The following is a 14,792-nucleotide window of genomic DNA, read 5'->3' on the forward strand; positions in this document are numbered from 1 at the left end:
AACTTTCAACTTTCAACTTTCAACTTTCAACTTTCAACTATAAAAAAAGGGTTGCTTTTCAGCAACCCTTTTTTCTATTGACTTTAGAAATTATCTCTTGATAATCAAGAATTCACTTCTTCTGTTTTTAGCATGATCTTCTTCTGTACAGTTTTCTTTGCAATCCACTTTAGGTTCGCTCTCGCCATAACCTTTTCCAGAAATTCTGGATTTGTCGATTCCTTTAGAAATAACGTACTGAACAGTTGATTTTGCTCTTCTGTCAGAAAGGTTCATGTTGTAAGCGTCGCTACCTCTGTTATCGGTGTGACTCTTAACCATGATAACCATCTGGTCGTTATTTTTCATTACCTGAACAAGTTTGTCTAGCTCAAATGCACCTTCCTGCGTGATATTACTCTTGTTAAACTCGAAGAAAATCTCTTTCAAGACAATTTCTGTTGGAGTAACAATCACATCGATTGGCTGCAGGTCAGCATTCACGTTTACAATTCCTCCGTTAGTTTTGGCAACCGGAAATACATTGCTTTCGTAACCGTCTTTTGCCACCTGAAGTGTATAAGCTCTGTTACAATCTACACTGTAAACCACTTGTCCGTCTGCAGCTGTAGTTCTTGTTTCGATAACATTTTTCTTATCGTCAAGAATAGCAACTCTTGCATCAGACAAGATAGCTCCTGTTTTAGCATCTCTAACAATAGTAACAACTTCTACGCCGCAAACCGGAGTTGCCTGATAGATATTGTCATTACCTGTTCTGTTACTAGAGAAGAAACCGATATTTTTAGCGGTGTTAAATGTAAACGCAAAATCATCTTTTGATGTATTTACCGGAGCACCAACGTTTATTGCATCAGTCTTTTTGTTGAAATCGATTAGGAAAACATCCAAGCCTCCAAAACCTTTTCTTCCGTCTGAAGCAAAGAACAATTTGTTGTCATCTGTAATGAAAGGGAAACTTTCATTACCTTCTGTGTTTACTTTAGTTCCCAAATTCTCAGGAGTTCCAAAGCTTCCATCAGCGTTAACAGCTACTTTCCAGATATCGTTTCCACCAAGAGATCCTGGCATGTTAGAAGAGAAGTAAAGTGTTTTACCGTCTTTGCTGATACTTGGATTGCTTACAGAATATTCCTTGCTGTTAAATGGAAGTGCTTTTACATTACCCCATTTATCACCTTCTTTAGTTGCTTTGAACAAATAAACCTGTCCGAATTTAAGCTTTTTCGATTTGTCTTTTTCGAAGTCTCCTTCTTTAAAACTTTCGCTGGCAAAATACATTGTATTTCCATCAGCAGTAATTGAAGCCGGGCCATCGTGGAATTTTGTATTGATTTCAGAAACCGTTACAGGCTCGCTGAATGTTCCGTTAGCATTGTATGTTGCTTTGTAAAGATCCAGGAACGGCTCTTCATTCCAGCCATAAGTTTTTCTTGACTTGTTTCTGGCACTCGCAAAATACAATGTATTGTCATTTGTCAATACAGCACCAAAATCTGATTGGTCACTATTAATATCTAATGACTTTTCATCATACAATTTGGTTTGGCTTTTCAGTTTTGGAAGATAGTTAGGATCTTGCTTAAATGCTATAGCTCTCTGGTCGTTTGGAGCCATGCCTGCAAATTTCTGCATTTGCACATTGGACTCTTCATACTTCCCTTCAGCTTTTAGCATTTGTGCATATCTGTAATAAGTTTCGGCATCCTGCTTTTCCTGAGTTGCTTTAGCATACCACTTGATAGCTTCCTTTGTATTAAAAACATTATAATAGCTATCGGCTAGCTGCTTATAAACATAATTATCAGCCTTACCTTTGTCTACTAGCTTCAGGTATTCGTTAGAAGCATCAACATATTCAAATCGGTTGAATAGTTTGTCGGCCTTTTCGGTATCTTTATTTTGTGCTGATAGTGTCATACTAGCGATCACAAAACTTAATGTAATATATAAATTTTTCATTGTCTAGGTCGCTTTTAGGTTAGAAATATCTTGGTGAACGTGATACCTTTTTCGGGAAATTCAAATCAAATAACAGGATAACCTCGTGAGAAGCCGGAGTTGTAACTTTCAGGTCAGAAATAATTCTGTCATAAGCATAACCCACTCTCAGGTTTGGAGTAATTGCATAATTAACCATTCCTCCAAAAGAGTCATCCAGTCTGTAAGTTGCACCAATCTCAAACTTTTCATTGAATAAAAAGTTAGTCGAAACGTCAAATGATGTTGGTGCATCAAAAGCTGATTTCACCATTGCAAACGGTTTGAATTTGATGTTATCTGTCAATTGGAACACATAACCTCCCGTTAAGAAATAGTGTTGTGTTTCCTCACCATAATATCTTTCCTGACCATCTCTCCTAACATTCAAATGCTTTGATTTGAGCATGTTTGGAACCGATAAAGCGATATAATAATTATTAGTGTAATAGAAAAAACCTGTTCCGATATTGAAATATGTATTGTTACTATCTTCTGAGAATGCCTCATCAGTCGGATCAGGCAACGACCCATTAATATCTGAAAACAAGCCTATTTTTTGGAAAGTGGCACCTGCTTTAATACCCAAGGCTAGGCGGTGCTCTCCACCAAGATTTAATGTGTAGGAGAAATCCCCATAAACGTTCTGTTCTTTAACAGGACCAATTTCGTCAGAAATCACAGACAAACCTAAACCTACGTTTTTTCCGGCAGGAGAGTGTCCTGAAAAAGTAAACGTTCTTGGAGCGTCTTCGATTCCTTCCCATTGCTGTCTATACAATAATCCAAAAGATAAGTTTTCTTTTGAACCCGCATAGGCTGGATTGATCACGTTCATATTATACATGTACTGCGTATAATGCGGATCTTGCTGCGCTTCAACATCAACAAAAACCGACAGTGTTATCAGTGCGGTGAAAAGTATTTTCTTCATTGGTTTGATTTTTTTATAGTATCAAAACACTGCCTGCCATAGCAGGCAGTGTTTTTGACATATCTATTTTGTTTGTCTATTGATTTGAATCCATCCTGTTTTAGAAGGTACACCGCTACGCTCTATCACATAATAGTAGGTTCCGTCAGGCAATTCTTTGTCTTTGCTAGATTGACCTCTCCATTCGTTCGTGTAGTTGGTACGACTGTATACTTCTGTTCCATAGCGGTTAAAGATAGTCAATTTCTTCACATTGAAACCGGCAAGGTCAAAATAATCATTTTTACCATCGTTGTTTGGCGAAATACCTTTTTGAATGTCACAGAAAGTGCTTTCTACAACAACAGGTTTTACGTTCAAACATCCAGTAGCTGTACTGATTGTCACCGTAAAGTTCAATGGATACTGAACTTCTCCCGAAAGGTTGGCAACATATTGCGAAACATTAAAGATGTTGCTGTTGGTTCCAACCGGAGCGCCCAAAGCATCTTTCCATACGAAAGTATAGCTTGGATCAGAAGGCTCAGCAATAAGAACATACTCATTGTTTCTACATTCGTCAGTAACAGTAATTTCGAATGTGCTCTCAATAGTCACAGTATATGAAGATTCAGATCTGCTTCTGCAAATTGCAGGGTCAGCCGGAATTATATACTTAATCACATAAGTACCTGGTGTACTTGTACCTGCCATAAATTCACCCGTTGTAGGATTCACATTCAATCCCGTGCTAGGCTCAACCGTAAACTGTCCGCCTGGTTCAAAAGCACCTGTTGGCAATTGTCCTGGTAGCGTAGCGCCTGAACAGAAACTATCATCCGCATAACTGAAATCTGTTACCGGGGTAATAGAGTTGGTAATTACGATAGTTGCATCAAATGTTCCTCCTGCTTTACATTCTGCAGGAATAGCATCCAATAAATAATTAATCGTGTAAGTACCTGGTTGTGTATTGGCAAGGTTGATTTCTCCTGTTGCCGGATTTACAGAAACGTTAGCATCTGTTGACGAGAATACTCCACCTGTTACAAAACCTGCTCCTAAATTAGGTGTTGGGTTTGTCGTTGCACTCTTACAAACTGGTGTTGTATAGTTGAATGTAACTACCGGTACAATAGTAGTACCTGCAATAGTTATTGTAAACTGACCCGTCTTATCATCCGTACAGTTTGTAATTGCAGGAGTTACTGTATACGTAACGGTATAGTCACCAGCTGTAGCTCCGTCAAGAGTAATTGTTCCAGTAGCAGGATCAATTGGCAATGCCGGAGAAATTGTATAGCTTCCGCCTGCAGTAAATGTTGCAGCGGTTACCGCTGTCGGACTAATTGTACCTGAAGGACAAACCGGTGTTGGGTATGTGAAATCCGTATCAATTTGATTCACCTGTACAGTAAACTCTAGCGTTTCATCACAGCCTGCTGTCACTTTTACACTATAAGTTCCACCATCAGCAGCTGTTGCACCAGTAATATTGAATGTAGATCCTGTCTGAGTGGAAACAGTTCCATCAGGCAATGTCCATTCAAAAACAGCATCAGCCACATTAAAGTTAGTTGCCTCAACAGTAAGAGTAGTAGAATCTCCTTCACAAAGTATTGTGTCTCCTGTTACTGTAAATGCCGGTAGTGGAGCAGTTGGATCAACATTAAATTCTCTTGTTACAAAACATCCTGTTGAAATTTTCTCAATTCTTACATAAATAGGAGCAACAACTGTAGAAATAACAGAAGTAATTCCTGGTGTAGATCCGTCTTCAGCTTCTGGCTGAGTCAAGTAGTAAGAAATTTCATAATCATCAGAATTATCAACACCATCAAGAATTACGGCCGTATTTTCCGTTACGTTAAATGAAGTTGTAGTTCCTGTACAAGCCAGTAAATCATTTGGCTCATTGATTGGGAATTGATCTACTTTTAATGTTACTTCAGCTTTTCTTTCAGTAGTAGTTCCATCACACTTGTCGTATAGAGCTACAGCCTGCATTAATTCAACATCATCAGCACAAACATTAATGCTCAAGTCATTACTGTAGAATTCACCATTTTTAAGCCATTTGAAAACTACGTTAGACAAGTCTCCATCCGGAATAAATCTCCAGGCTTCATTACTGGCTGTCCAAGCACCTACGTTTCTTCCTGGTGGAACAGCAAATTCTGTATTTGTATCTCCCTGGATACCGATAACACCAAGACCCTGGTTATGACTGTTACAAGGAGTTCTGCTTTCAACGTAAACGTCAATCATGTTACTTCCTTCATACAATACAATCTGGCTGGTCTGCAATTGACTATTACAGTTATAAGAAGCCATTTTATAAATATTCAAAACGAAAGCCCTACATGGAGCCGTACCAAGAACCGTATAGTTGATAGAAGCATCTGCCGGTGAATTTCCTGGTCTCGGATCCAAATCCTGTAGTACTCCGGAAATAGAATTTCGGTATGGCAACTGTGTTGTTGCATTCATGGCTGGAATACTAGGTATTTGTCTGTTTGCAGCCATTGTCCATCCCGCATTATCAGATCCCGGCGTATACATACCACCGTTTCCTTGCGGTCCGGCAATACTGAAGGTAATAGCACCGTTATCCGTCACTAACAATTTGCTGTATGAATCTCCGAAGAAACAGAAATTAAATGGTCTGCTGTTTCCAGTAGAATCACTAAGTAATGTCAGGTCAATAAGTGGTGACCAGTCGTCATCCATGTTTACCGGAACTGTAATACTTCCAGGTCCTGCAGTGTAAGGGAATGGCGGAGCATAGTCGATACGCTCAACACGATATCTGTTAGTAGCCTGTGTCTGGAAATAACTTGCCGTCAGGTCAATACAGTTGTCATTTGGACAAAGAAGTTTTTCTTCTCCTACAGACATTGTAATACCTTCAATATCTACACCAATACATCCTGGTGAGTTATAGATTGTAAATTCATATGGTCCGGCCCAGTAACTTACGTTATCCGGTCCGCAAATTGCTCTCACATAATATTCATATGGAGTAGCTTGCGCCAATCCGGTAATGTTAGCATGTGGCACGTTTACACGCTGTCCAGGCAAGTTTCCAGGATAGTTACCTCCAGCTGGCTGGAATACATACTCCCATGCCTGCTCCGTTCCTCCCGGTGACCAGGTAAGGTTTGCGGAAACCGGTGAAGTTTGCTCAACGGATAAGTTGGTTGGATAAGGACATGTAATTGTGGAACAGAAAGGCATCCCTCTGTACAATCTACTGTTTGGTCTTCCGGTTCCGGCAGGTTTAGTATATACTACTTCATTATAGAAGTTCGTAATTGTCAAACCAACCTGAGCCAGGTTTGCCGTACTGGCTGTACTTGGATTCCAGAATACTTCAAATTGTACTCCAGGACAGAAGTTAACCACTTGTGTAGCTGAAGCCTGTCCGTTAGCAGGACCCGTTAAAGTAGCGATAACCAATCCGTTTTGGATAATGTTCATCGAAACTCCTGTACCCCATCCGTTAGATGCAGTATCTGTCATTGTGAAAGTATAAGCACATAAATCTGCTGTTTCGCAAAGAAGTGTTCTGAACACGATTGGTCCAACCCACTGGCTTACATTTGGATCAGCACAGATTGCTCTTACATATACTTCATATTGGTTTCCTGGCTGTAACGGAGTACCGTTAACAGTATTTGTGTTTGCCAGGAAGTTTACGTTGTTTGTAGTAACAGCCCCATTAAAGTTAGCTGCCGGAACTCCTGTTCCGATTGGCTGAACTGCTACCTGCCATTGTGTTTCCTGATATCCTGGTGTCCAGAATATTTGTGCAGAAGTTGACGTGATACTGTTCGTCACTATTCCTAAATCCATAGGATCCGGACATGCAGGAATTGGCTCAAACACTACATCATCAATAAAGATTTTGTTTGCGTTGTTTACTCCTGGAGGAACACGGAAAGCGATATTTACCAAATCACCATTAGTTGTGGCACTACCACGACCAACAAGATTAATGATACGCTCCTGATAAGTAGTATTTGTCAGTGTACCTGTCCATAATGGTGTCGCGGCAAAATCTGATGGAGCAATTCCAGTATTTCCTGCGTTTGTAATTCTGATTTCAAGCGCATTTGCTGCAGTAGCACTGGCTACCTTATATTTATATCGCAATCTATAGTTCTGTCTTAAATCTAATGTTGGCGAAATCAGCCAGTCATCATTATTGGTACCGTTATTAGGAGTAAAAGTAGCTACTTCGTTTCCTTCAGAAGGAGTTGCCGTATCGTTCATGTTCCAGGTATTGGTACCCAAAACACTCAATACAGACCAGCAAAGCTCTCTTGTTGAAGTACTGTTGAATCCTTCAGAATAAGGAACCGCTAGCGGCTCACAAGCAGTGTTAAACAGGAATGGTCCTACCCAACGGCTAACATCTAAAGGAGAAGTTGAACAAACCGCTCTTACATAATATTCATATTGGGTAGCCGGAGTTAAGGCAGAGCCTGCCCCTCCCGTTCCATAGGTTCCACCGTTTGCTAAATTCACTGCTCTGGTATCATCATAGGCTGGAGCTCCTGCTCCCGGTGCCTGAACTACTACCTGCCATGCCGAAGCGCCTCCTAATGCAGGCTGCGTCCAGAATAAATCAGCACTTGTTGTCTGAGGGTTTCTTACGCCCAGGGCAGTAGGAATACCACAAGATACGGCCGTTCTGAAAGTAAACGGACCTACCCATGTACTTGCCCTGTTTGTTCCACATACCGTTCTGATATAGAATACATACTGAGTATCTGAAATCAATCCGGTTCTTGGATTAGGACGAACTGTTGTAGTGTTCGCTAAATTGATTGGATCATCATTTCCAGGTGCCACAGCAGTTGCCTGTGGTGCCAGATAAATTTCCCATTCCGTAGTTGGTCCTGAAGGAAGTGAAGCCGGTGTCCATGTTAGAGTAGCACCACTTGCTGTAATTCCTGTCGCTCCCAGGTTGATTGGAGGAGGACATTTCGGGAATTCACAATCTACCATTTCTGTATGTAATGGCGTAGTGCCCGGTGCTCCGGTTCCAGCCGTTTTTTGATATAATAATTGTCCGAAAGAGTTTTGGACAACGATTCCTACACTAGCCTGTGCTGTACCACCAGATACCCAAACCAGTTCAAAAGGAATACCGTTACACAAAGGTACCGGAACTACTAAGGAAGTACCTGAAGTAAATTGCGGCCCTAATACTTTTACGGTAATACCGTTTTGTCGTACATGCATAACCGCTCCCTGCCATCCGTTAGTACCGGTTAGCCTGAAGTTATGAACGCACTGAGCATTTGGTAAAGTAGCATCACATATAGGTGTGAAGAATTCGAACGGACCTGCCCATGGGCTAAAAGTCGTACCACCTTCCACACACAATGCTCTTACCCAATATTGGTAAGCAGTAGAAGCCACAATTGGGGTTCCGTCAATTGTAGTGGTAAAATCTCTATTTGTTGTTACTCTAGTACCTGAAACACCAGGACCAGGAATAGAAGCTCCTGCCGGTTGAATAGCCACTTCCCATGTTGCATAAGCAGGGTTAGGATTATCCCATGCTAAAGTAACTCCTGTCTGATTAACAACCGGCGCACTTAAGTTAGTTGGCTCCGGACAAGTTACATATTGCAACTCTAAATAATAGCCTACTGTTTGTGTAGCACTGGTAGAAGAAATAACCACAATATAAGTCTGTCCTTCTGTTACTGCCAAAGCAGGAATTATTCTTGTACCACTTCCGGTGTTTGCCACACCCGTAATACAGCTCACTCCTACGTTAGCACAACTGTTGTATACAAATAAAGCGGAGTTTGGTCCGGTTGGCGTCATTTCAATTCTGACATCTCCGGTTGACGGAGCTACGAAAGAATAGAATACTTCGTTACCTGTCATATAATTTGTAGTGGCAGGAACAGCTCCACAACCTGTCCCCTGAGCTACATCGGTTCTGTCATTTGAGTTGCTTGTATTATTATTGGTAGAATACGGTATGCCCGGCATCACAATAGGATCCGAACACCTTTCTCCTAAAGCAGCTGTTGTAAAGAAATAGGGTGCAGTCCAATCACTCTTATTGGTTGCAGAACAAACAGCTCTTATATAATATTTATAATTGGTCGCAGCAGTCAATGTGTTTACTGGAATAGTGTAAGTCAGAGCACCTGTTATAGGTATTATTATACCCTGGTCCAATGTTTGTGTATCACGAACAATAACCAATTCAAAATCTGTTGCTCCTCCTGCCGGAACATTCCATGTAAGTACCGCATTCGTCATATTAATGGTAGGTGCCGCCATGTTTATAGGCATCTCACATTTTTTAGAAACACGCACATCGTCAATATACCAACGGTCACCACCAAGGGCAGCGGTTGGTTGTGTGAAGACACGGACAAAAGCAATATACACCTCTTGGCCGGCATTATAGCCCAATGCTTTCAGGTTAACTGTTTTTTCGTCCCAGTGTGGTGTAGTACCGTCAGCTTCATAAATCCCATTTGGATTTAATTGCTGTTCATTCCAGGTTTCAGCAAGAGCATAATCTGCTAAAACACTAGGATCAGCATTTCTGGAAACCCTAATTTCATAGATGGTTCCCTGATCTTCATTAAGGAATGCTCTGGTTAAAAATTGGAGTTGGGCGTTTTCCGGCAAAGTAACCCGAGTAGTGGATAACCAGTTTCTCGAGGTGTTTCCCTGTCCAATCTGATAATTCTGTACAAATGCAGAATTGGGAACTGAAGCCGAGAAATTGGGTTGTGTGTTAATCAGCCAGTTTCTTTGTGCAGGAGAACCTGCTGGCAAACTACCATTATACCAATTCCAACCTGCAGGGAGTGCCGTACCTCCATCAAAATTCTCTGTCAGGCCTTGCCCATAGGCGACAAGAGAGATGAAAAAGGTAAGAAGTAATAACGTAATTTTTTTCATAAAATGAAAAGTTTAGGTTGTTTAATATATTTTGATAAAAATTTAAGAACTCCAAATTTAACTATTTTTAAGAATATCGTAACAAAAAAATGACATTTAACTAAATTGTTTTGTGAATATCAGCAGTTTTTGGGTCTATGGTAAGTTTTACCCAGAATTTTTTTCTCTTTTTTAAAGTATTATTTGCTGATTTTTTTAAAGTTTCTCCTAAAAAACAATCGTTTTTATATAAAGTACTTCGTTTTAACATTTTTTATGAAATGTTGCATTATAAATCGTATTTTGCATTAAAATTCATGCAAAAAGATTCTTAAGACAGTCTTTGCAAGTAAAAAAGCATCTACGCTTTAGCGAAAAAGGCTTTTCTTATATAATATTTATCAACCATTTAAAACAATTTAATTATGAAAAAAACATTACTTTTTTTGATTCTGGTTTTATACGGGATTAATGTTTCGGCACAATGCTGGAAATCAATTTCAACCGGAACTGGTCATTCTCTTGCTTTAAGAGAGGACGGAACTTTATGGGGATGGGGTTCTAACCAAAGTTATCAATTAGGTAGTGCTACATCTAACCAGATGAGTAACATTCCAATTCAAATTGGCTCTGATACAGACTGGAGTTTCGTATGTGCAACATTTCAAGCTTCTTACGCTATAAAAACTGATGGAACTTTATGGGGATGGGGAGCAAATCCTGCCTTTTATGGCTCACTCCCTTTGTTCGTAACCATTCCCACTCAATTAGGCACAGCTAATAACTGGAAAATAATAAGTGGTAACCATCAGCATCAACTAGCTATAAAAACTGACGGTACACTCTGGAGTTGGGGGCCACGGAGCAGTGGTAATCAATATGGTCAATTAGGAAATGGAACGATAACGCCTAGTGATATTCCAACACAAGTAGGCTCTGCATCAGATTGGGCTATGGTGTCAGCAGGCACACTCTATTCCTTAGCATTAAAAACAGATGGAACATTATGGTCTTGGGGGCTTAATGAGAATGGTCAATTAGGCGCTCCTCCCGCCAGTCCAGGCACATACTATACTCCAGTGAAAATCGGAACAGATAATGACTGGATAACCATTTCTGCAGGAGAAGGGCATTCACATGCTATTAAATCAGATGGATCTCTATGGTCTTGGGGACTTAATGACAATGGTCAATTAGGTGACGGAACTTTGGTTAATAAAAACAGCCCTATTAGAATAGGAATGGCCAATGACTGGAAGTTAGTGACCGGAAGTGGCCGATCAACTTTAGCTATTAAAAACAATGGAGATCTTTATGCATGGGGAGATAATTTTAATGGTACATTAGGTGATGGAAGTAACATAGATAGACTAACTCCTGTCCATATCAGCCCAGGAACTATTTGGAAAAACATCTCTGGAGAATTTGGATTTTCTTTGGGGCTTAAGCAAGATAACACCCTTTTTGCAACAGGACTCAATGATGTTTCTTTTCCATATTTAGGAAATGGTACTTCAATAAATTCTAAAGTTTTTGTTGCTGTCACAGCTAACTGTTCATTAACAACATCTATAATCGCCAACAACGATTCAGGAACTGCTTTAAATGGACTTGCAAACACTCCTATTACAAATGTACTTACAAATGACACCTTTAACGGAAATCCAGCCACATTTTCAAATATTACATTATCCCTTATAAGTTCAACTCATAGCGGAATAACCTTAAACACTTTAACAGGTGCCGTGAATGTTTCGGCTGCGGTTCCTGTTGGAACTTATACATTAAATTATCAAATCTGCCAGACTACTAGCCTTTCCAATTGCGATACCGCGACGGTTACCATAACAGTAAACCCACAAACTATTGATGCTGTAAACGATAATTTTTCGGGTACACCAATTGATTATCTTACAGGAGGTGTCACACCTTCATTACTAACTAACGATATCGTAAATGGGGCAGCAGCAAATCCTGCAGAGGTAATTCTAACCCTCACTAACAATGGAGGTGTTGCAGGAGCGAGTATAAATGCCAATGGAGGAATTAACATTCCGGTTGGGACACTTATGAATACTTATACGTTACAGTACAGTATCTGCCTTATTTCCAATCCTTCAATATGCGATACCGCTTCGGTAACCGTTACGGTAGCAGACCGTGTTATTACAACGCCGGAAATCGCATTTGCTATCCGGGCCAACACAACAGTCTTTGAATCACAACTTCAGAGTACCGGAAAAATAATTATTTGTGGACCATTCACCAAATACAATAATGTTGACGCCAAGCACTTGGTGCGTCTAAATACTGATCTTACACAAGATACCACATTTCCCGCTTTGGGAAGTTTACCTCATCCGCCTGAAGATTTTAAGGTACTCCCGAACGACAAGATTATTGCAGTCGGAACATTTACATCTATAAACGGAACACCTACTCCACGAGGAATTGCAAGATTAAATGCCAATGGAACGGTTGATACCAGTTTTAACGCAGGAGGGACCGGCATCGATACTAATGACCGTATTATATCCTGTGCCGTCCAAAGCGATGGAAAAATACTATTGGGAGGAGGTTATATCCACTCTTATAATGGTGTACCAACGCGAAACATGATACGCCTTAATAATGACGGAACTTTGGATACTTCTTTTGTCTATCCTTATACTTATGACCCAAGCACATTTAGTTCCATATATAAGATTGTGGTACAGCCCGATGGAAAAATTTTAGTTTCTGGAAATCGTAGTTTTGCTACCGATGCTTTAGGCAATTATATTGGACAACCACATTTATTTAGATTAAACACCGATGGTTCACTTGATTTGACTTTTACAACAACAGTTGTAGAGGCTACAGATAGAGACAGTAGTGTTTGTTCTACTTGTATAGCTCCAATACAAAACATAGTTTTACAACCCGATGGAAAAATAATCATCGTTGGGGCATTTGCTAGTTTCCATGGTGTGATAAGAAAAAACAATATTGTCAGATTAAATAGTAATGGAACATTAGACGCTACCTTTCAAACCAATAAAGCCAGTTTAACCAGCGATAGAGTGATCAAAGATGCAGTTGTTGAACCTAGCGGTAAAATAATCATAGGTGGTGAGTTTACGACATACAATCGTGCTTCTGTCAACAAATTAGTGAGGCTAAATGCCAATGGAACCGTTGATGCTACTTTTAGTCCCGGTGACGGACCTACCCATGCTAATAATTATCCAGGAACCGTTTTCGACCTGAATCGTCAGGCTGATGGAAAAGTAATCGTTTCCGGATCGTTTAGCCATTACAATAATATTTCGGCCACCAACATTACCCGAATAGCTCCCGAAATCCCAGGCAGTCAGGCAAGAGGAAATGGCATACAGCTATGGAATACAGAAAAAGAAATTGGAAATAATGTTCAGACTACAATAGGTGAAATCAGTATCTATCCTAACCCAAGCAGCGGTATTTTTTCCGTCGATCTAACCCAGAGTAAAGAACCATATACAACAATTATGGTGTATAATGCATTAGGCCAGAAAGTATATCAAACGAATAGTGTTCCGGAATCTGTAAACGAAATTGACCTTTCTAATCTTCCGGACGGATATTATTATGCACAGATAACAGGTGGCAAGAGCAGTGTTCAAAAGGTACTCATAAAAAAATAATCTTTTGGCACTCCTGTTATTAGCCAAACTGTTTTTATCTTTGCACTTATGCTAGAAAAGGAAACCATAAAGTTTGAAAAAACGGTAGTTGTCGGGATAGTCACACAACACCAGAATGAAGAAAAGCTCAACGAATATCTTGATGAGCTCGAATTCCTGACCTTTACGGCCGGCGGAGAAGTTGTAAAGCGCTTCTCCCAAAAAATGGAACGCCCTAATCCGAAAACCTTTTTAGGTACCGGAAAAATGGACGAAATCCACCATTATGTAAAGGAACACAACATCAATACGGTTATTTTTGACGATGAGCTTTCGCCTTCGCAACAAAAGAATATTACCAAAATACTAAACTGTAAAGTACTGGACAGGACGAACCTCATCCTGGATATTTTTGCCCAGCGTGCCGAAACATCCTATGCCAGGACACAGGTAGAATTAGCACAATGCCAATACCTGCTACCAAGATTGTCCGGAATGTGGACCCACCTGGAACGCCAAAAAGGAGGTATCGGGATGCGTGGTCCCGGTGAAACTGAAATCGAAACGGACAGGCGTATTGTGCGTGACCGTATTGCCTTGCTGAAAGACAAAATCAAGGTCATCGACAAACAGATGTCTGTACAACGAAGCAACCGCGGCGCTATGGTTCGTGTGGCTTTGGTAGGTTATACCAACGTGGGTAAATCAACATTGATGAACGTCATCAGCAAAAGTGAAGTTTTTGTTGAAAACAAACTGTTTGCTACATTAGATACTACCGTACGCAAGGTGGTTATTAAAAACCTGCCGTTCCTGTTATCAGATACCGTTGGATTTATCCGTAAATTGCCGACACAGCTTGTAGAATCATTTAAAAGTACGCTGGATGAAGTGCGCGAAGCCGACCTGCTATTGCATGTTGTCGATATTTCGCATCCGGATTTTGAAGACCATATCGATTCTGTAAACCAGATTCTGGCCGACATCAAGAGTGCCGACAAGCCCACAATTATGGTGTTTAACAAAATTGATTCGTACAAGCACCTGACTATTGATGCTGACGACCTCATTACTGAGAAGACAACCAAGCACTATACCCTTGAAGAGTGGAAAGACACCTGGATGTCACGTATGGGAAAAGACAGGGCGCTTTTTATTTCTGCACTCAACAAGGAAAACTTCGAGGAGTTCCGCGAAAAAGTATATGAAGCCGTAAGAGAAATCCATATCACACGTTTTCCTTACAACAAATTTTTATATCCGGATTATAAAGAAGCTCCTGAAGATAAAAACGATTAAAAACAGCAAAAAGAAAGCCTTCCGATGGAAGG

The 14,792-nt window shown here is 40.3% G+C and carries 5 protein-coding genes; 2 read left to right on the forward strand and 3 right to left on the reverse strand.

Annotation, left to right across the window (positions count from 1 at the left end):
• Positions 1-90: 90 nt before the first annotated feature.
• The 3 genes from ASG38_RS02915 to ASG38_RS02925 all read right to left on the reverse strand — a co-directional run bounded on the left by ASG38_RS02915 (position 91) and on the right by ASG38_RS02925 (position 9,838).
• A complete protein-coding gene (locus tag ASG38_RS02915; protein WP_056066940.1) occupies positions 91-1,962 on the reverse strand; it encodes an OmpA family protein in 1,872 nt (623 codons plus the stop codon).
• A gap of 19 nt (positions 1,963-1,981) precedes the next feature.
• On the reverse strand, positions 1,982-2,914 hold the full coding sequence (locus tag ASG38_RS02920; RefSeq protein WP_056066942.1) for a type IX secretion system membrane protein PorP/SprF: 933 nt from the start codon (positions 2,912-2,914) through the stop codon (positions 1,982-1,984).
• A gap of 63 nt (positions 2,915-2,977) precedes the next feature.
• Positions 2,978-9,838: a choice-of-anchor J domain-containing protein gene (locus tag ASG38_RS02925; RefSeq protein ID WP_056066944.1), complete on the reverse strand. Its 6,861-nt coding sequence runs from the start codon at positions 9,836-9,838 to the stop codon at positions 2,978-2,980.
• 404 nt (positions 9,839-10,242) lie between these two features.
• Here ASG38_RS02925 and ASG38_RS02930 point away from each other — a divergent pair, with 404 nt between their 5' ends.
• Together ASG38_RS02930 and hflX are read left to right on the forward strand one after the other, a co-directional pair.
• Complete coding sequence (locus ASG38_RS02930; protein WP_056066947.1) at positions 10,243-13,482, forward strand: T9SS type A sorting domain-containing protein; 3,240 nt, start codon at positions 10,243-10,245, stop codon at positions 13,480-13,482.
• Positions 13,483-13,530: 48 nt separating this feature from the next.
• Positions 13,531-14,760: a GTPase HflX gene (hflX, locus tag ASG38_RS02935; RefSeq protein WP_056066949.1), complete on the forward strand. Its 1,230-nt coding sequence runs from the start codon at positions 13,531-13,533 to the stop codon at positions 14,758-14,760.
• Positions 14,761-14,792: the final 32 nt, after the last annotated feature.

The organism is Flavobacterium sp. Leaf359 (genome assembly GCF_001423985.1).
Classification (GTDB): domain Bacteria; phylum Bacteroidota; class Bacteroidia; order Flavobacteriales; family Flavobacteriaceae; genus Flavobacterium; species Flavobacterium lindanitolerans.

Coding starts and splice junctions, on each gene's coding strand:
- ASG38_RS02915 (WP_056066940.1), bottom strand. CDS start 1,962: ATGAAAAATTTATATATTACATTAAGTTTTGTGATCGCTAGTATGACA.
- ASG38_RS02920 (WP_056066942.1), bottom strand. CDS start 2,914: ATGAAGAAAATACTTTTCACCGCACTGATAACACTGTCGGTTTTTGTT.
- ASG38_RS02925 (WP_056066944.1), bottom strand. CDS start 9,838: ATGAAAAAAATTACGTTATTACTTCTTACCTTTTTCATCTCTCTTGTC.
- ASG38_RS02930 (WP_056066947.1), top strand. CDS start 10,243: ATGAAAAAAACATTACTTTTTTTGATTCTGGTTTTATACGGGATTAAT.
- hflX (WP_056066949.1), top strand. CDS start 13,531: ATGCTAGAAAAGGAAACCATAAAGTTTGAAAAAACGGTAGTTGTCGGG.